At 59.2% G+C, this 17,570-nt stretch carries 17 protein-coding genes and 1 pseudogene; 8 read left to right on the forward strand and 10 right to left on the reverse strand.

Features of this window, described 5'->3' with window-relative positions:
• Positions 1–230: DUF1236 domain-containing protein (locus AC04SH_RS33745; protein ID WP_488577971.1), on the forward strand; the 230-nt coding region annotated here is incomplete at its 5' end.
• 94 nt (positions 231–324) lie between these two features.
• Here the strand turns inward: AC04SH_RS33745 and AC04SH_RS33750 are convergent.
• From AC04SH_RS33750 to AC04SH_RS33775, 6 genes and pseudogenes are all read right to left on the reverse strand, one after another.
• Positions 325–2,403, reverse strand: coding sequence for a response regulator (locus tag AC04SH_RS33750; protein ID WP_488577972.1), 2,079 nt, complete (start codon positions 2,401–2,403; stop codon positions 325–327).
• Positions 2,404–2,415: 12 nt separating this feature from the next.
• A pseudogene (locus AC04SH_RS33755) lies at positions 2,416–8,126 on the reverse strand (HAMP domain-containing protein).
• A gap of 383 nt (positions 8,127–8,509) precedes the next feature.
• Positions 8,510–9,022 carry a DUF6894 family protein gene (locus AC04SH_RS33760; RefSeq protein WP_488577973.1) on the reverse strand — a complete coding sequence of 171 codons (513 nt, stop codon included), beginning with the start codon at positions 9,020–9,022 and terminating at the stop codon, positions 8,510–8,512.
• 47 nt (positions 9,023–9,069) lie between these two features.
• Positions 9,070–9,729 carry a hypothetical protein gene (locus tag AC04SH_RS33765; RefSeq protein WP_488577974.1) on the reverse strand — a complete coding sequence of 220 codons (660 nt, stop codon included), beginning with the start codon at positions 9,727–9,729 and terminating at the stop codon, positions 9,070–9,072.
• A complete protein-coding gene (locus AC04SH_RS33770; RefSeq protein WP_488577975.1) occupies positions 9,713–10,123 on the reverse strand; it encodes a phage holin family protein in 411 nt (136 codons plus the stop codon). The genes AC04SH_RS33765 and AC04SH_RS33770 overlap by 17 nt, the downstream gene beginning before the upstream one ends.
• Positions 10,124–10,139: 16 nt before the next feature.
• Entirely contained in the window at positions 10,140–10,655 is a 516-nt protein-coding gene (locus tag AC04SH_RS33775; protein ID WP_488577976.1) for a hypothetical protein, read from the reverse strand.
• Positions 10,656–10,991: 336 nt separating this feature from the next.
• On the opposite strand from AC04SH_RS33775, the gene AC04SH_RS33780 reads away from it, so the two are divergent.
• The 4 genes from AC04SH_RS33780 (at position 10,992) to AC04SH_RS33795 (ending at position 12,341) form a co-directional block, all read left to right on the forward strand.
• Positions 10,992–11,180, forward strand: coding sequence for a DUF3606 domain-containing protein (locus AC04SH_RS33780; RefSeq protein WP_488577977.1), 189 nt, complete (start codon positions 10,992–10,994; stop codon positions 11,178–11,180).
• Positions 11,181–11,184: 4 nt separating this feature from the next.
• Positions 11,185–11,403 (forward strand): hypothetical protein, encoded by a 219-nt coding sequence (locus AC04SH_RS33785; RefSeq protein ID WP_488577978.1) that lies wholly within the window; start codon positions 11,185–11,187, stop codon positions 11,401–11,403.
• Positions 11,404–11,745: 342 nt separating this feature from the next.
• Positions 11,746–12,036: a hypothetical protein gene (locus AC04SH_RS33790; RefSeq protein ID WP_488577979.1), complete on the forward strand. Its 291-nt coding sequence runs from the start codon at positions 11,746–11,748 to the stop codon at positions 12,034–12,036.
• 14 nt (positions 12,037–12,050) lie between these two features.
• Positions 12,051–12,341 carry a hypothetical protein gene (locus tag AC04SH_RS33795; RefSeq protein ID WP_488577980.1) on the forward strand — a complete coding sequence of 97 codons (291 nt, stop codon included), beginning with the start codon at positions 12,051–12,053 and terminating at the stop codon, positions 12,339–12,341.
• Here the strand turns inward: AC04SH_RS33795 and AC04SH_RS33800 are convergent.
• Positions 12,326–12,643, reverse strand: a complete 318-nt coding sequence (locus AC04SH_RS33800; protein ID WP_488577986.1) for a plasmid stabilization protein — start codon at positions 12,641–12,643, stop codon at positions 12,326–12,328. The two genes, AC04SH_RS33795 and AC04SH_RS33800, sit on opposite strands and share 16 nt — an antisense overlap.
• Before the next feature lie 75 nt (positions 12,644–12,718).
• Here AC04SH_RS33800 and AC04SH_RS33805 point away from each other — a divergent pair, with 75 nt between their 5' ends.
• The 3 genes from AC04SH_RS33805 (at position 12,719) to AC04SH_RS33815 (ending at position 14,816) form a co-directional block, all read left to right on the forward strand.
• Entirely contained in the window at positions 12,719–13,321 is a 603-nt protein-coding gene (locus AC04SH_RS33805; protein WP_488577981.1) for a diguanylate cyclase, read from the forward strand.
• A gap of 125 nt (positions 13,322–13,446) precedes the next feature.
• Entirely contained in the window at positions 13,447–14,151 is a 705-nt protein-coding gene (locus AC04SH_RS33810; RefSeq protein ID WP_488577982.1) for a DUF899 family protein, read from the forward strand.
• Between the two features lie 38 nt (positions 14,152–14,189).
• Positions 14,190–14,816: a cupin domain-containing protein gene (locus tag AC04SH_RS33815; protein WP_488577983.1), complete on the forward strand. Its 627-nt coding sequence runs from the start codon at positions 14,190–14,192 to the stop codon at positions 14,814–14,816.
• A gap of 201 nt (positions 14,817–15,017) precedes the next feature.
• Here the strand turns inward: AC04SH_RS33815 and AC04SH_RS33820 are convergent, their stop codons facing one another.
• From AC04SH_RS33820 to AC04SH_RS33830, 3 genes are all read right to left on the reverse strand, one after another.
• On the reverse strand, positions 15,018–16,418 hold the full coding sequence (locus tag AC04SH_RS33820) for a phospholipase D-like domain-containing protein (protein WP_488577984.1): 1,401 nt from the start codon (positions 16,416–16,418) through the stop codon (positions 15,018–15,020).
• Between the two features lie 165 nt (positions 16,419–16,583).
• The gene (locus AC04SH_RS33825; protein WP_488577985.1) at positions 16,584–17,087 is read right to left on the reverse strand and encodes a hypothetical protein; all 504 of its coding nucleotides are present in this window, start codon (positions 17,085–17,087) and stop codon (positions 16,584–16,586) included.
• Between the two features lie 57 nt (positions 17,088–17,144).
• A complete protein-coding gene (locus AC04SH_RS33830) occupies positions 17,145–17,549 on the reverse strand; it encodes a host attachment family protein (protein WP_488577987.1) in 405 nt (134 codons plus the stop codon).
• Between the last annotated feature and the right edge of the window lie 21 nt (positions 17,550–17,570).

Consider the following 17,570-nt stretch of genomic DNA (forward strand, 5'->3'; position numbering starts at 1 on the left):
AAGACATCATCATCCAGCCCGAGCAAGACACGGTTATCCGTGAATATGTGAAGAAACAGCCTCTCGCTTCGGTGAAGCTTCCCGGTGTGGAACTCAACGTCGGCACGGCTCTGCCTGATACGGTCGAGCTTCACGAAGTGCCGAACGTCAAATACCGTTACGTCGTGATCGACAACCGCACGGTTCTCGTGGATCCGGGCAGCCGCAAAATCGTCAAGGTCTACGACTGAGCACTTTGCTGCGTCAGCCCGTCGCCTCCCAAGGAGGTGACGGGCGAACAAGATGCGCGTCGGTCACTGTTAACCGGTCGGCGCTCCGATGGTGCTAGCCCACCTCGATCTTCTGGGGCTCTGCCTTGGCGATTGCGAGGAAGATGCTGTCGAGCAGATCCTTGTCGCGGAAGGGCTTGCCAAGCAAGGGCACGCCCGCTGGTCGATCGGCGATGTCCTCTGCATCGGCATAGCCCGTGATGATAACCGCCGGCCAATCGGAGCGCAGGTTGCGCGCGAAGCGGATGACATCCACGCCGGTTACCAGGGGCATGGCGAAGTCGGTAACGATGACGTCGAACTGATCGGGAGCACGTTCGATCATAGCCAGCGCTTCCGCTCCTCCTCCCGCGCACGTAACCTCGAACCCACGTTGGCGAAGCGATTCGGCTGTCAGCTGCCGCAACACGCTGCTGTCATCAATCAGAAGGATCGACGGGCGGCCTGCGGAGGCGCCGCCTAGAGGCGTGTGCCCAACTTCGGCTTCGAGCGAAGAACTGGCGGGTTCTTCGAGGGAGCGCGGCAGCCACAGCTGCATGGCTGTTCCGCGATCGACGGCGCTGTCGATGCGCAGCGTCCCACCGGACTGCTTCATGAAGCCGTAGACGGTGCTGAGACCGAGCCCCGTTCCCTTCCCCACCGGCTTTGTGGTGAAGAACGGTTCGATGACCTTCGCAAGTATGTCAGGCGCGATACCCGAGCCCGTGTCCTTGACCGTCAGAACGACATAGTCTCCGGCCAGCACGTCTCCCGATCGATTTTTAATTGATCGGTTTTGCGCATGGACCGTTATTGTGCCGCCAGAAGGCATGGCGTCTCGCGCATTGAAAACCAGGTTCATCAAGGCAAGCTCCAACTGTCCGGCGTCGACATGCACGGGCCATACCGCGTCATCGATCTGCCAGTCGAAGCGTATCAGCCCTCCCAAAACCGGTGCGACCAAGCCGTTCATGGTGTCGCCAAGGGCAGCAAGGCGCATCGCTTCCGGTTTCAGGGTCTGACGCCGCGAGAAGGCGAGCATTCGCGTGACCAAGTCGGCACCTTGTTTGGCAGAACGCCGCATCAGATCGACAACCTGCCGTGCCTGATCGTCCAGCGTCCCGCGGCGTTCAAGCAATCCCAATCCGCTGAGAATGGCGGCAAGCAGATTGTTGAAATCATGGGCCAGGCCACCCGTCAGCTTTCCGATTGCGTCCAGACGCTGTGATTGGAGCAGCTGATCCTCAAGCCCGCGCCGCTCGGTAACGTCCAGCAGTGTCCCCAGTATCTCTGGCTTTTCGCCATCAGACCCGTCCGACATCACACCCTGGTCGAGAAAGATGCGATACTCCCCGTCGGCGCACAGCCAGCGGAATTCGCAGGTGTAGAAGCCGGTGTTTTTTGTCTCCAGCAGTGCTTGCTCCAGCCTTGAACGGTCTTCAGGGTGGACCCGGCTAAGGCCGAAGGCCGGATCCGAGATCAAATCGTCAGGCGAAAACCCGGTCAGACGCTCGACGCCCTTGGTCACAAAGCGAGCCGCGAAGGGCGGTTCGGCGGCCCGTGCATGGAAACACACCGGCAGCGACCTCAAAATGGCGTCCTGCCGTTCCTCTGAGCTGCGCAGGGCCCGTTCCGCCTGAAGCTTGTCCTTCTGCGCCTGGAGTGCCTGCGCCAGCAATCCCTGCTCGGCCGCGGCCTTTCGCTGGATTTCCAGCCTCTTCTCGTGAAGCTCGACGAACACCGCGACTTTCGAGCGCAGCATGATCGGATCGAATGGCTTGAAAACATAATCGACCGCGCCGGCGTCATAGCCGCGCAGCATGTGGGCTTCCTCCTTGTTGATGGCCGTGAGGAAGATGATCGGCGTGCGCTTGGATTGTTCACGCTGGCGGATGAGCGCAGCCGTTTCATAGCCATCAATGCCCGGCATGAGGACATCCAGCAGAATGACGGCGAAATCCTCCTTCAGCAGAAAGCGCAGAGCCTCTTCGCCCGATTGGGCGCAGATGACATCGCCGGTTGCGGCGAGCACTTCGCTGATCGCCAACAGATTTCGCTCATCATCGTCCACGGCGAGGATGCGTGACCTTGCCGGTGCTTCGGCCGATTGCACGGCCTCAAGTTTTCTTACCCTGTTTCGCGGCAGTTTTTGCATGGGGCCCGGCCGTCAGTTTACTGCCACGAGCATCTCTTCCGGATTCTCGGCGCGTGCTCGAGAACGGCCAATCCAGACACGAAGCAACGCCAGCAGCAGATCAAGATCGACCGGCTTGGCGATATAGTCGGAAGCACCGGCGTCCAGGCATTTCTGACGATCGCCCTTCATTGCCTTGGCGGTCACCGAAATCAGTGGGATGTGAGCGATCGCGGCCGTGCCGCGAATGCGCCGCATCGTCTCGTAGCCGTCCATCTCCGGCATCATGATATCGATCAAGGCCGCGTCAACATCGGGCGTCTGTTCCAGGAGCGCGATGCCATCACGGCCTCGCTCAGCATGCAGAACCTGTATGTCGTAAGTCTCCAGGACGCTGGTGAGCGAGTAGATGTTGCGGATATCATCGTCGACGATGAGAACCTTGGCTCCCGCCAGATCCGACCTGCCGGTCTGTTCGGTTTCGGTCTCGCGCGCTTCGCGTCCTTCGCCCGGCAGCGTCGCCGAGATATGAAGCGCCAATTGAGCAAAATTCTCCGCACGCGGCGCACTCGCAAGCGCTGGATTTAGCGCCAGCACCTGCTCAAGCGCATCCGGATGGGGGGCAAAAAACAGCAGTTGCGGCAACGCTTCCCCGAACTGGCCAGTGAGTTCGTCCAGCACTTGGGCGTTCTCCTTTGCCGAGCGGCCGAAGCCGAGCACGACGGCATCATAAGAGGCCATGCTGACGTCGTCGGCGTTTGCCGCAAACCGACCGACCGCTGTCACCGAGGTGACGCCGTCGCGGATCGCTTCGACGAGCGAGAGCCGGCGCTCCGGATCGGGGTCGGCGACCAGAACGCGGCGTTGGGTACGCAGTTTCTTGGAATGGATGTCCTGAAACACCTGCATCAGGTCGTCAGAGGACACTGGCTTGGTGGAAATGCTGGACGCGCCCTTACGGGCAAGGCTTCCGATATCTTCCGCACCCGAGATGACGTGTATGGGAATTCCCCTTGTCTTCTGGTCGTGTCGCAACAAGTCGAAAAGCACCCAGCCATCGATGTCCGAAAGCCCGAGATCAAGTGTGATAGCGTCGGGAACCAGTTTGCGAGCCAATGCCAAAGTGCCGGAACCCGCATTCGACAAGACGCCTTTCAGCCCTGCCGAACGTGCGAGGCCGAGCAACAGCCCGCCAAATGTCGGGTCGTCCTCGACGATCAGCACGACCCGATCGGTCGGCGATATGGAATCGCGGTCGTCGATAAGCTCTGCCGAAGGCGGGCTGCCTAACGAAGGCGAAACAACGGCGTCCGTCGGCGCAGGCATGGCGGCTGACTGCGCGGCGGCCACGCGCGGGCCGGTGAACGGGATCACTAGCGTAAATGTCGAGCCCTTTCCCGGGACACTTTCGACGCGCAGCTCCCCCCCAAGCAAGCGAGCAATCTCTCGGCTGATGGAGAGCCCCAGTCCGGTGCCGCCATATTTGCGGCTGGTGGTGCCGTCGGCCTGCTGAAAGGCTTCGAATATCAGCTTCTGCTTGTCTTCGGGAATGCCTATGCCGGTGTCGGTTACGGCAATCGCCAGAGCCTTCGTCGGATGTGAAGAGCCATTGCGGCGCCCGGTCTTTTCGACACGGAAATTCAGGCTGACCTGGCCCTGCGAGGTAAATTTGAAAGCATTCGAAAGCAGGTTGAGAACGATCTGCTGCAAACGCTTCTCGTCCGTGCGGACAGTCTCGGGAAGTGCGGGATCGACATTGATGGTGAAGCCAAGGCCCTTGTCGGCGGCCAGCTGACGGAACGTGCGTTCCATGTGCTGCCGCAAATGCGTCACCGGCATATCGTTGATATCGATCGAGACAGTACCGGACTCGATCTTCGACAGGTCGAGGATATCGTTGATCAGGCTGAGAAGGTCGGTTCCGGCTGAGTTGATGGTACGTGCGAATTCGACCTGCTTTTCGTTGAGATTGCCTTGCTGGTTGGTCGCGAGCAGGTTTGACAAAATGAGCAGCGAGTTGAGCGGCGTGCGCAGCTCATGGCTCATGTTGGCCAGGAATTCGGACTTGTATTTCGACGTCAGCGCCAGCTGCTCGGCTTTCTCCTCCAGCGCGCGCCGGGCCATCTCGATTTCGAGATTCTTGTTTTCCACCTGCTTCTTTTCGTTTTCGAGCAGCTGCGCCTTTTCCTGCAACTCCTCGTTCGTCGTATGCAACTCTTCCTGTTTCTTGGTCAGTTCGGTCTGACGCGCCTGCAACTCCGACGTCAGCAACTGCGACTGCTTGAGCAGGCCCTCCGTGCGCATCGTTGCGGCAATGGTGTTGAGAACAATGCCGACGGATTCCATCAGCTGATTGAGGAACGACTGGTGGGTGTCCCGAAACTCACTGAACGAAGCAAGCTCGATTACGGCCTTGACCTCATCCTCGAACAAGGCCGGAAGGATGATGACGTTGGCCGGCGAGGCGCTGCCGAGACCCGACGTGACGCGCAGGAATTCCGGCGGCACATTGTCCAGCATGATGGCGCGCTTGTCTGCCGCACTTTGCCCGACCAAGCCTTCCCTGAGATCGAGGCGCTGCTTGATGGAAGCCTTGCTCTCGGCACCGTAGGACGCCGCCAGCTCGAGATAGGATTCCTCTTCGTCGCGATTGGTGACGTAGAACACTCCGTATTGCGCATTCACCAGAGGAGCGAGTTCGGACATGATGAGACGCGACACGGTGGCGAGATCGCGCTCGCCTTGCAGCATGCGCGAAAATCGGGCGAGATTGGTCTTCAGCCAGTCCTGCTCGGCATTCTTCAGCGTCTGATCCTTCAGGTTGCGGATCATCTCGTTGATGTTGTCTTTGAGCGCCGCGACCTCTCCTGAGGCCTCGACGCTGATCGAGCGCGTCAGATCGCCCTTGGTGACTGCCGTCGAGACCTCGGCGATGGCGCGGACCTGGGTGTCAGATTGGCGGCGAGTTGGTTGACATTGTCAGTCAGGTCGCGCCAAAGGCCTGCCGCACCCGGCACACGCGCCTGTCCCCCAAGCTTGCCCTCGATGCCGACTTCGCGGGCGACATTGGTCACCTGGTCGGCAAAGGTCGCAAGCGTCTCGATCATGCCGTTGATGGTGTCGGCCAGAGAGGCGATTTCACCCTTGGCGTCGACTGTCAGTTTGCGCTTCAGATTGCCTTGCGCGACCGCTGTCACCACGTCGGCGATGCCACGCACCTGATTGGTCAGGTTTGTCGCCATGAGGTTGACGTTATCGGTCAGATCCTTCCAGGTGCCTGCGACGCCTTCGACCCGCGCCTGACCGCCAAGTTTGCCCTCTGTGCCGACCTCGCGTGCCACGCGGGTCACCTCGCCGGCAAAGGAGTTGAGCTGGTCCACCATGGTGTTGATGGTCGATTTGAGCTCGAGGATTTCGCCCTTCACGTCGACCGTGATCTTCTTCGACAGGTCGCCGCGCGCAACGGCGGTCGTAACTTCAGCGATGTTGCGCACTTGGCCGGTCAGGTTCTCGGCCATGGAGTTCACGTTGTCGGTCAGGTCTTTCCAGGTGCCGGCGACGCCCCGCACTTGCGCCTGGCCGCCAAGCTTGCCTTCCGTACCGACCTCGCGTGCCACGCGCGTCACTTCCGAGGCGAATGAATTGAGCTGGTCCACCATCGTATTGATCGTGTCCTTGAGCTCGAGAATCTCGCCGCGGACATCGACCGTGATTTTCTTCGACAGGTCGCCGAGCGCCACGGCCGTGGTCACTTCGGCGATGTTGCGCACCTGGCCGGTCAGATTGGCGGCCATGGCATTGACGTTGTCGGTCAGGTCTTTCCATGTGCCGGCGACGCCACGCACCTGCGCCTGGCCGCCCAACTTGCCGTCGGAGCCGACCTCACGCGCCACGCGCGTCACTTCCGACGCGAAGGAATTCAGCTGGTCGACCATCGTGTTGATGACGTCCTTGATCTGTAAGATCTCGCCCAGGGCATCGACCGTGATCTTCTGCGTCAGGTCACCGGTCGCGATGGCCGTTGCAACCTTGGACACGTCGCGCAATTGCACCGTCAGGTTGCCCGCCATGGCGTTGACGTTGTCGGTCAAATCCTTCCACGTACCGCCGACGCCTTCGACATGAGCCTGTCCGCCAAGCTTGCCTTCCGAGCCCACTTCGCGGGCCACGCGCGTGACTTCCGAGGCGAACGAATTCAGCTGATCGACCATCGTGTTGACGGTGTCTTTGAGCTCCAGAATTTCGCCTTTGACGTCGACGGTGATCTTCTTCGACAGATCGCCGCGCGCCACGGCCGTCGTCACCTCGGCGATGTTGCGCACTTGCCCGGTCAAATTCGCGGCCATCAGATTGACGTTGTCAGTCAGATCCTTCCAGGTGCCGCCGACGCCCCTCACCTCGGCTTGGCCGCCAAGCTTGCCTTCAGTGCCGACCTCGCGCGCCACACGTGTCACTTCGGAGGCAAAGGAGTTCAGCTGATCGACCATCGTGTTGATGGTATCCTTCAGCTCAAGGATTTCGCCTTGCACGGCAACGGTAATCTTCTTCGACAGGTCGCCCGAAGCGACCGCCGTCGTCACCTCGGCAATGTTGCGCACCTGCCCGGTCAGATTCTCTGCCATGGAATTGACGTTGTCGGTGAGGTCCTTCCACGTGCCGGCGACGCCACGCACCTGCGCCTGGCCGCCGAGCTTGCCTTCGGTGCCAACCTCGCGTGCCACGCGGGTCACCTCGCCGGCGAAGGAATTGAGCTGATCGACCATGGTATTGATGGTCGATTTCAGCTCGAGAATTTCGCCCTTCACGTCGACCGTAATCTTCTTGGACAGGTCGCCCAAAGCCACTGCTGTCGTCACCTCCGCGATGTTTCGCACCTGTCCCGTGAGGTTCTCGGCCATGGAATTCACGTTGTCGGTCAAATCCTTCCATGTGCCGCCGACACCCTCCACGCGCGCCTGGCCGCCGAGCTTGCCCTCGGTGCCGACCTCGCGTGCCACGCGGGTCACTTCCGAAGCGAAGGAATTGAGCTGATCGACCATCGTGTTGATGGTGTTCTTCAGTTCGAGGATTTCGCCTTTGACGTCGACGGTGATCTTCTTCGATAGATCGCCCGACGCGACTGCGGTTGTAACCTCCGCGATGTTGCGCACCTGCCCGGTCAGGTTGGTTGCCATGGCGTTGACGTTGTCGGTCAGGTCTTTCCACGTGCCGGCAACGCCTTTCACCCGAGCCTGGCCGCCGAGCTTGCCTTCGGTGCCGACCTCGCGCGCCACGCGCGTCACTTCAGAGGCGAACGAGGCCAACTGGCCAACCATCGTGTTGACGATCTTGCCGATACGCAGAAACTCGCCGCGCAGTGGTCGGCCGTCGATTTCGACCATCATGGTTTGGGACAAGTCACCCTTGGCGACAGCGCCGATAACGCGGGCCACCTCGGCTGTAGGCTGGACCATGTCTTCAATCAGGTCGTTGACGGATCGGACACTGGATTCCCAACTGCCGGTGGCGTTTCGAACGCGGCCGCGTTCGCCAATCCGCCCTTCCTTGCCGACCACTCTGCTCAGGCGCTCGAATTCACGCGTCACCTGATCGTTGAGATCGACGATCTCATTGAAGGTATCGGCGATCTCGGAATCGACCCCTTCGTAGACATTGTCGAGACGGACGGAAAAGTCACCGCGCCGAAAGGCCTTTAGAGAATTGAGAATGCTTCGACGGTCCAATTGCTTCTTGGATGCCTGCACAGTCAAAGCGCCCCTCCCACTTAATGGAAATGATTGAAACTGCCCCTGCGGGCCGAATGGTACATCCCCCCGCAACCCCGAAACGCCGCATTTCAAATTTCGTTCCATAGGGACGCTGCCCCAGAGCGGACCCACATCAAGGTGATCAAAACCGGTTTTGAAGCAGAGCAAAGATTTGCCCTGGCACGGGTTGCGCGCGGACTATATTGCAGGGTTCATGCCGAACTGACGAAATGCGCCCAGGGTTTGTCGGCCAACGGTCCAGTCGGATAAAGGCCCGGACAATGATCACCGCCGTCGCCGCCGCCATCACGGCGGTCACGAACCAACTCATCCAGCGCATGCCAGCGGCACGGTCCCAGGCCCGCAACTGCCAGTTTGCCTCAAAGCGGCGTGTTGTCTTTGGCCTGCCGGGCGGCTTCGGCTTCCGCGACGTCGATCGCGCAAAGCTCGTTCCCGGCCTGGTCGCGCACGCGTACCAGCCATCCGGTCAGATCGTCAGCGCCGGGCTGCAGATCGACCAGCATGTCGATTGCGCAACGGATCGCTTCGGCACGAGCGGCCTCAAAACTTGGCATTTCGGCAGGGGGAACCTGGCGAGCCTGGTCCCCATCGCGATATTCGAACGTGTAAATATTGGTCTCCCCCGAGTGGTCATCGTCGCGTTCCGCAGAACCATCCGACACGCCATTCCCGTCGACAGGCATCTCGAACGTTGCGGTCTGGACAAGCAGGGCTTTTGCACGGTCGATTGCGCCGAGGGCGCCGTCGGCGTCTTCGCCTCGCGCCATTTCGACGGCGACAGATTCCCCGCCCTCACCTTCAAACACCACTCGAACAAGAGGCAGACCGGAGGGCGCGGCCGCCGGTCCAATGTTGATTCCAACAATCTGCATGGGAATTCCTTCAATTGTTCAGTGATGACCACTTTCGCCACTGCCGATCAGCGATTTGGCTGATCGTCGTCTTCATCCGCGCGGCCGAGGTAGTCGCTGGCTGCCGTCAATACGGCCAGGAATGCAGCGGCGTATCTGGCAAATCCGAAGGCCTGTGCGGCGGCCAATTTCGCGCCCCAAGCATGTTCAGCGATAAACTTGTCCGCGATATCCTGAACTTCAGCTCCAGCCTTGCCGAACAGGGCGCGCTCCTTTGCTGTGGGCTCGAACGCCTTGCCGATAATGTGCCCAAGCAACAGGCCTCCTGCAGATCCAGCAAGCACCTTCGCACGCGTTGAATTTGTGATTGCCTTGCCCGTATGGGCTTCGTAACGAATTGACGCTGCGTCCGAATGCGTGACGCCGGTAGCCATGTCGACAGCGTCATGAACGGCGCCTGCTGGACTAAGGGCACTTCGCCTGCCGGCGTCAAACACCGCAACCGCGCCCAACGCGAGCGCTGCGGCGGTGCCGCCATTATCCTTCACGGCGTCGGACACACCGCTAAAGACCTTCGCAACCTTCCGCTTCGCGTATCGGGTCGATGCATCGACCAGATTTCGGGGCTGCAGCCGCCGGCTTATTTCGCTGACAGGCTCAAACAAAGCCTGCCGTTCTGCTCGGCTTTGCAGCATGATCTCCCGCATCTCTTCACTGGGTTGAGCCAAAACGCATCCCCTGTTTTAAAGCAGCGATATCAGTGCGCACCTGGTTGACGGTCTCGACCGGTGTGATGGTCCATCCCACAAGCGCTCGCTTGGCAAGATAGAGCAACAGCACTCCACCCACCCCCAGCAAGACGGCAACGATAAGACAAGCGACCATCGGAGTTACTTCGAAGTGGATCATCGCTAGGATCAGGAACTGAACCATCGCGAACGCTGCCAGAACAAAGAGCGCTAATGCGGCGATGCCGCACGCGCCTGACGACACGATCGTCGACGTCTTGACCTTCATCTCCGCCTGGAGAAGACGAAGATCGAGGCGCATCAGCGAAGCGAAATGGCTCAGCCCTTCGTTGAACACGCTCCCCAAGGGTCGGCGATCGAAACCGTCATCCATTTGGAATGCTTTCCTCTCAGGACCGATCAGAGCTTCGCATAATCCGAGTCAGCACCACGCCGGCCAGGATGCCGACGCCGAAAAAGGCTGCTGGTTGGCGCTGAGCGAATTTGGTGACCGAGTCCAGCAATTCGCCCACGTTGCGATCCCTAATATCCGACGAAATCCGTTCCACGCCTTCGGCCGCGCTGCGAACCATGCCAGCAACCTGTGGGGATTGCTTCTCGATGCCGTCGGCTGCTTCTTTGACGGAATGGGCGATATTGGCGATCGCGTCGGCGCCCGCGGTCTTGTTCGTCTCCACCGCTTCTTTGAATGCTCCAGCGGCATCCGATGCTACCGAGCCGGCATAATTTTTCGCGTCAGTCGAAACTGATGCGGCTGCGGTTTTGAGGTGCGTTGCGGTTTCAGCCGCGCTCGACTTCAATTTGCCGAGTGCTTCCTTGCTGGTGCCGGCATTCTCGGCATCGGAAGTGTGAATCCATTCCAGGTCGCTTGAAGATTCGCTGAGGTCGTTGGTTGGTGTGTTCACGATTTTTCACTCCTGTTGTCGTGAATTGAACTCGGCCAACAGCAACCAGTTCCTACCGCAAACGAATATTCCTGCCGCGACTTATCCGCTCGGAGTGCGGCGTCACTATCGCAAATGGACAAGTCCACAGGCTAGAGGCTCGCACCCTTGCAGGGGAAAGCTGGATCTTGCTCGCCAGCCCGTCGTCTTCGAACTCGACGAACCTCTGGTTGGCGGCTCACCTCCACATTCGCTAACGGCATGGACTGGCGGAAAACCGCGAGAATTTGCACGCCGCTGAAACCAATTGTGATTGCGCACGTTCGAAGATGCGATGGCGTTGTGGAGGACGTTCAAATGACGGACGACAAGTATAACATTGGCTACCAGGACCGCGCTCAGGTCAGCGGCGACCAGGAATACGAGGTTGGTTATTTCGCAAGCAAGTTTGGCCTTTCAACCCTACAGGTCCGGGAGCTAATCGCGAAGCACGGCAACAACCGTGAAACCTTGGAGCGTCAAGCCAAACAGCTCGGCAACAGGTAAAGACATGGCGCGATATCAGGTGGAAGAGCTGTATGGCGAAGAAGTCGTCACATCAAACGACGCAGATGCCGAAAATGCCCTAGCGGCCGTCGAGGCAGTGACAGGAAAGGTGATTTCGCCACGGGCGCTGCAGGAACACTGGTTCAGAGTTGTGGACGAGGGCGGAAGTGTCCACGAATTCAGTCTGCACCAAGAGCAGCAACCTACCGACTTTGCGAAGTGACGAGCTGGCAGCAAAGGAGGTGCTATGGCAAAGCCAACGACCAGCAGCGACCCGAATTCAGACATATGCCCCTACGACCTGAATTTTTTCGCCGACAAGCACGGCCTATCCAAGGAGACGGCAGAGGTCATTTTGCGCAGCAACGGACCATCCCGGACGCGGTGTGACTACGCGGCGGTAGCCTATCTTCGCTTCAAGCGTTTGAAAGAGGCGAGAGCCAAGCCCCCTGCAATGGCGACAAGGCACTTGCAGTCGCGTCGGTCTTAATTGCTTCCCACCAATTCTGTTTCGCTTGGAACGCAACCCGGCCACGGGCATTGCACAGGAATAGGAGGTTCCCCGATGCCAAAATTTCGCTTTGAGACGACAGCATATGGCCAGACAACCGCCTTCGAGGAGGAGCTAGCCAGCGCCGACATGGCGAGTCCGAGAGCGATCGAAAAGGCACGCGCAGCAATGGTGGCGGATCCTGGTACCGAGCAATCACGATCGATTACCAGGGTCTATGATGAAGCCGGATATCTGGTCGCCACAGTAAATTTTTCTGATGTGTTGCCGGATGATCCGGACGCCGCTCAAGATGCGATTGGCGAGCCGCCTGTCGAGGAGCCGGGTGTGATGCGATCTGGCTGATTGACGAGTACCCCATGCTCGCCATCGTCAGTTGGTCGAGCGCTTCAAAAAGCCCGCTGTTAGTCGCCTGCCTGCTTGTCGGCGCAGCATCGATCCTCGGCATGTTCTGTCGCGGGCTCACATACGAAATCGAGAAGCGCCCGGGAGACAAGTGGCAGATTCCGTTGAGTTGGAGTTGGCGCCCTACCAATTCTCCGCGGATGTTCGACGGGGCCAATGGCGTCGGCATCGAAAGCAAGGAACCTGACTCTCGGCGCCGTGTCTCCAAAGGTCCCCCATCGTTCTCTGGCTATCTGTCCGCGTGACCTCCGTTGCGCGACCTTGTAGCCGCGGCTTTTTTTGCAGAGGCGGATCTGGCGGACGCCGAGCGCGACGCTGACGCCTTGCCGCCCAGTTCGCCACCCTTGTGAGCTGCTGGGTGGCCCGTATGCTTGCCACGACCCGATCCACCCTCCTTTTTGCCGCCTCCATCATCCTTGTTGACGGTCGCCCATGCGCGCCGCTCGGCTTCCTTTTCCGATACGCCGCGCTTCTCATATCCCTCGGCTATGTGGTCGGCCTTGCGCTCCTGTTTGTCCGTATATTTGGATTTTTCGCCTCGTGGCATGGTCTTCACTCCTCTTTGAGTTAGTTCACAACGGAGGTGGTTCAAAAGAGGTTCCACCGTCGTGGAGATTCAAAGATGTTGTCTGATCCGACCGTGCTGATCCTGATGTACTTCATCCTGCCGCTGTGGCTAATCGCAGGGTTCGCCGATTGGCTCTGCCACCGCACGTCACACATCGAATCGACCACCGGCGCCAAGGAGTCCGTCATCCATCTTCTGATGTTTGCAGAGGTGGGCATACCATTGCTGGCGGCGATGTTTCTGGAAATCAACGCGTTGATCATTGCAACGATGCTGGTGGCTTTTGCGCTGCATGAGGCAACGGCGATGTGGGACGTCAGCTACGCCACCACGGCTCGAACCGTGTCGCCCATCGAGCAGCACGTGCACAGTTTCCTGGAGATGATTCCCTTGATGGGGATTGTCAACGTGGTCTCGCTTCACTGGGGGCAGTTCCAGGCGCTGTTCGGCTATGGCGACGAACCCGCACGGTTCGAGTTGGCCTGGAAGCCCGAGCCCCTGCCCGTGGCCTACATTGCCACAATCATGATCCTGGTCGTTTTGTTTGAGGCGCTTCCTTATCTGGAGGAGCTCATCCGCGGCCTCCACGCCAATGGATGGAAGCTGATCCCTGAAAAGGCGCGCCGCGCAAAGTTTGGATCAACAACTGAACGCTAGTCGGAACTGCCGATGGCCCCGGCTGGAGCTGCATTGGATACCGTCGGGTGCGTCGTTGACTTTTTTGCTGACTGCCCAAAATTGCATTCAGACTGCGCTCGCGGCGGACATCTTGGAGTTTTCTCATGGATAGCGGCACTCTCACGCCCGCCGACGCACTGGCGGTAAAAGCCCGGACACCTTTTCCTGGCGCGAGCGATGAATACCAAAAGGCTCGACAGGCGTTGTTGAAGGACGAGATCGAATTCCGTCGGCATATGACCCGCGTGGCCGAGCAGCGCAGAAGCCTGCCTGATGGACCGGTCATCGAGAAGAATTATCGTTTCACGGATGCGAATGGCGCCGATCTCGGACTGCTTGAGCTTTTCGGCGACAAGGACACACTGGTAACCTATTTTTGGATGTTCGGGCCGCAGCGCGCGCGACCGTGTCCGATGTGCACGAACTGGCTGGGCGCGGTGAATGGAAATGCCGCTGACATCAAGCAGCGCGTCGGCCTGAAAATACTCGGACGCAGCCCGGTCGAGCGGCAGATCGCATTCGCACAGGAACGTGGGTGGCGCGATTTGGATTTCGTCCAGACAGTCAGCGACGACTACGCCAATGACCTCAAGCTGATCAACGCCGATGGCAGCGAAAACCCAGCCCTGGTCGTGTTCAAGCGCGACGGTGAGCGGGTACGGCTTTTCTGGGCCAGCGAGATGACGGCGGAGATGGCCGACCCCGGCCAGGATCCCCGAGACGCTCCAGACATCGCGTCACTCTGGTCGATCCTTGACCTTACCCCTGGCGGACGCGGAACCGACTGGTATCCGAAGCTGAACTACTAGGGCTCAGGCGCGCCCAGTCCCAACGAGAGGCTTCCGCTATGAGCATTCTGGAGAGCGCGAAGAGAGCCGTCGAGAAGATCACCGGTGTTGCGAGACCGGGGAAGAAAGATCTCGCCGGTCTCGTCAGACGGCGCAAACCAAATGCCTTCCGATTCAAGGATGATGGCCTGGTGCCCAATCATCCGGCTTGGCCACTGGTCGTCTATCGGGGCGCCGTGAGGCTGCCGGACGAATTCGATCCTGCCGCCGTCATGGAAGCGCTCTTCGGAGCCAATGGCTGGGGCGATAGCTGGCGCAATGGCATCTACACGTACGTTCATTACCATTCGCGGATACACGAGGTGCTGGGCGTCGCGCGCGGCACGGCCAAGGTACAATTTGGCGGCAAGAAGGGCCGGACGTTGTCCCTGAAGCCCGGCGATGTGGCGGTGCTGCCGGCTGGCACCGGTCACCAATGCCTGTCTGCATCCGGCGATTTCCTGGTCGTCGGCGCATATCCGCCTTTTGGAACATACGACGAATGCACGACTGCCGAGCAGCACAAGGATGCACTCGCGACGATCCCCAAGGTTGGCCGTCCACGCAAGGATCCCGTCTACGGAAGCGAAGGCCCGCTTCTCGGGCTGTTCGAACGTGGCTCGTTAATCGCTCGTGGGCGGAACTAAATAAGAGCTGAACTACTGTGGATGCGAACCCAGCGAGACTGTTCGCATGTCCAAGATCATGACAAGTGGTCGGCCGCACGGTCAACTCGCCGATGGACTGCTGACCGTTGCGGGTGAAATGCCGGGCCTCCCGCCGACGTCCGCCGCCACTGTCAGCTGGAGCCCCGACCACCTCCCCGCGTTGCAATCTTGTGCTGGGGGCTAAAGCTGAGATTCAATCGGAAGGTAACGGACCAAGCCCGCCAGGATACGGCGATAGAACCCGGCTTCTGGTTCATGCGTGAAGTCCTGCATTTTGCCTTCGTCGCAGCCGTGCCAGTGCAGAACATTGTGCTTGAGTTCGAGCCGATAGCTCGCTTCCGGAGATATCTCTGACTGGAATCGATCCCGCAGCTCAGCAACCAATCCCGCATCCTCGAAGAGCACGCCCATTTCCGAGTTTAGAGACACCGACCGCGGATCGAAATTGAAGGAACCGACGAAGCCAATCTTGTCGTCAACGGTGAATGCTTTCGTATGCAGACTGGCGCCCTTTGAACCAAACACCGAGATTGACGGCTGACGGCTGAAGGGTTGAAGCTCGAAAAGTTTGACGCCCTTCCTCAGCAGCCGCTTGCGGTAGTTTGCGTAGGCGCCGTGGACCGCGGCGACGTCCGTGGCGGCCAGGGAATTGGTCAGAACCGAGACGTCAACGCCGGCGCCGACGAGGTACAACAGGATCGCTGAACCTCTTTTGCCTGGGATGAAATAGGGAGACACAATTTCCAGACACTTGCGTGTCGATTGAATGATGGGGCGCAGCTCTTTCATAAGCCAGCTGCGACGTCTCCAACCACGAACCTTCTCAGGTGGATCGGAAATAACCCGCACACCCTCCACCCAGTGAACATCGTTGCTGGCCGCGATAAACTCTACGACAGAGCCTCGGTCCCCAATGCCGTTCAAGAATTTTGACTCGGTTTCGGACTCGTTCACTTCGAACCGTTTGACCTGCTCATGCTCCGTCGCTGAACCAAGTGTCTTGATTGGCTTGGATTCTTCGCATGCCCAGAAGGCATCGAATATCGCGGCCGTTTGCTGTACTGCAGGCCCCATGAGCAGAATGTCGAGGTCGCGGAAATTGGTCTCTGCCGCATCGAAATAAGCATCGCCAACATTGCGCCCGCCGACAATGGCAAACCTGTCATCGGCGATCCAAGCCTTGTTGTGCATCCGTCGTGTCAGTGCAAAAAGCCGCAACAGCACTTCCACGCCACGCATGATCCGGCCGCTCCTGATGCCGCTCGGATTGAACAACTTCAATTCGATGTTTGGATGATTGTTCAGCGCCCAATAGGCAGCATCGTTTTTGCGCGGATTGACGTCGTCAAGGAGCATGCGCACCCGCACGCCGCGCTCAGCGGCTCGAAAAACCTCCTGCAGCAACAAACGGCCAGTGTGGTCATCGTGCCAAAGGTAGTACATGAGGTCGAGCGTGCGCACTGCGCTCCGTGCCGCCAGCACGCGCACAGCGAAGGCGTCATAGTTGTCCGAAACAAGCAGCAAGCCGCTCTTGCCGGCCTTGATGTTGTCGTCTGCGGTTTGAGAAACCGATACGTCCATGAAAATTGGCCACCTTCGGACGGCGGTCGCAGCCGGCCCTGCTCAAAATCATAGCAAGAACCCTCCACTGCCATTCTGGTTGCATGTCCAGCCGTTTAATAGCCTGGAGCTGCCCGTCAAATGATCCGTCAAATGACGGCGAACCAGCGGTGGACCACCTAAATCCTACGGCCGGTTCAGGTTGATCTCGCTGATGACAATGTTCTTCCCGGTGGATGGGTCTTTGTCGGTTGTCGTCAGACGCATCCCGTTGTCGCCAACCTTCTCCAGCTTCAACTGCGCCGCCCGGTCACCATTGACTTCTTTCGCCCAACGAATGCCCAGCACCAAGGCGTCGCCTGAACGATTGCCATTGAGTCCAGCCGGGCCGGTGCTCGATCCGGTATAAGTGCCCGTATATGTCTCGCCATTTGTTTTGACGTCGGCGCCGATGGCTCGCGAGAACACGACGTAGCCTGTACATTTGCCATCAAGTGACAGCGAGCTCACTGTAGCGCTGGACGCAAATTTGCAATTGATCTTGATGGGCTTGGAATCGGCGTCGGTTTTCACCGTGCCCTTGCCAACCCAACTCCCGGCGAATGATTTCAGAAACGCGCCATCGTCGGCATGTGTGGGCCCTGCGATGCAGAGCATTATTGCCGCGAACCCGCCTAGGGATTTCTTCATGATAAGTATCCTTCAATTCAACAAGTGGATGACAGGGGAATGGCAAATGCCATCCGCCTAGGCGGCGGCAACTGCCTTCTCTATCTCCTGGGTGGAATGGCCCGTGAGATCCTTGGCGATTTCGCCGATGAGCACGGCTGACAGTTTCTGATGGTAGTGTTTGCGCAGTTCGCCAAGCGTTCGGGGCGCGGCGATGATGATCAGATTGTCGATCTGCCCGCCAAGAACCTGGCGGTTGAGCAGGTCGGCAGTTCCGGCTGCGAAGCTATCTTCCTCGATCCGGCTGTGGTCCGGGTTGGCGGAGCTGCTCTGATGCCGGGCGCCGGATCCCTTATTCTCGTTTGTCACATCCTCAACTGCCGAGGCAGTCAGACTGGGATTGGCCTCGTCTCCCGAATTGCGAAACAAATTGAGCTTCTCGCCATCAGCTACGGCTACGGTCGCTCCCTTGGGGATATCCATTTTTATTGATCTCCGAGATTG

Source organism: Mesorhizobium sp. CNPSo 4688, assembly GCF_057784295.1.

Bases quoted from the DNA above. Each gene is read 5' to 3' on its own strand.
- AC04SH_RS33800 (WP_488577986.1), bottom strand. From the start codon at position 12,643: ATGCCACGAGGCGAAAAATCCAAATATACGGACAAACAGGAGCGCAAG.
- AC04SH_RS33780 (WP_488577977.1), top strand. From the start codon at position 10,992: ATGACGGACGACAAGTATAACATTGGCTACCAGGACCGCGCTCAGGTC.
- AC04SH_RS33770 (WP_488577975.1), bottom strand. From the start codon at position 10,123: ATGGATGACGGTTTCGATCGCCGACCCTTGGGGAGCGTGTTCAACGAA.
- AC04SH_RS33820 (WP_488577984.1), bottom strand. From the start codon at position 16,418: ATGGACGTATCGGTTTCTCAAACCGCAGACGACAACATCAAGGCCGGC.
- AC04SH_RS33785 (WP_488577978.1), top strand. From the start codon at position 11,185: ATGGCGCGATATCAGGTGGAAGAGCTGTATGGCGAAGAAGTCGTCACA.
- AC04SH_RS33825 (WP_488577985.1), bottom strand. From the start codon at position 17,087: ATGAAGAAATCCCTAGGCGGGTTCGCGGCAATAATGCTCTGCATCGCA.
- AC04SH_RS33805 (WP_488577981.1), top strand. From the start codon at position 12,719: ATGTTGTCTGATCCGACCGTGCTGATCCTGATGTACTTCATCCTGCCG.
- AC04SH_RS33815 (WP_488577983.1), top strand. From the start codon at position 14,190: ATGAGCATTCTGGAGAGCGCGAAGAGAGCCGTCGAGAAGATCACCGGT.
- AC04SH_RS33790 (WP_488577979.1), top strand. From the start codon at position 11,746: ATGCCAAAATTTCGCTTTGAGACGACAGCATATGGCCAGACAACCGCC.
- AC04SH_RS33830 (WP_488577987.1), bottom strand. From the start codon at position 17,549: ATGGATATCCCCAAGGGAGCGACCGTAGCCGTAGCTGATGGCGAGAAG.
- AC04SH_RS33795 (WP_488577980.1), top strand. From the start codon at position 12,051: ATGCTCGCCATCGTCAGTTGGTCGAGCGCTTCAAAAAGCCCGCTGTTA.
- AC04SH_RS33810 (WP_488577982.1), top strand. From the start codon at position 13,447: ATGGATAGCGGCACTCTCACGCCCGCCGACGCACTGGCGGTAAAAGCC.
- AC04SH_RS33750 (WP_488577972.1), bottom strand. From the start codon at position 2,403: ATGCAAAAACTGCCGCGAAACAGGGTAAGAAAACTTGAGGCCGTGCAA.
- AC04SH_RS33760 (WP_488577973.1), bottom strand. From the start codon at position 9,022: ATGCAGATTGTTGGAATCAACATTGGACCGGCGGCCGCGCCCTCCGGT.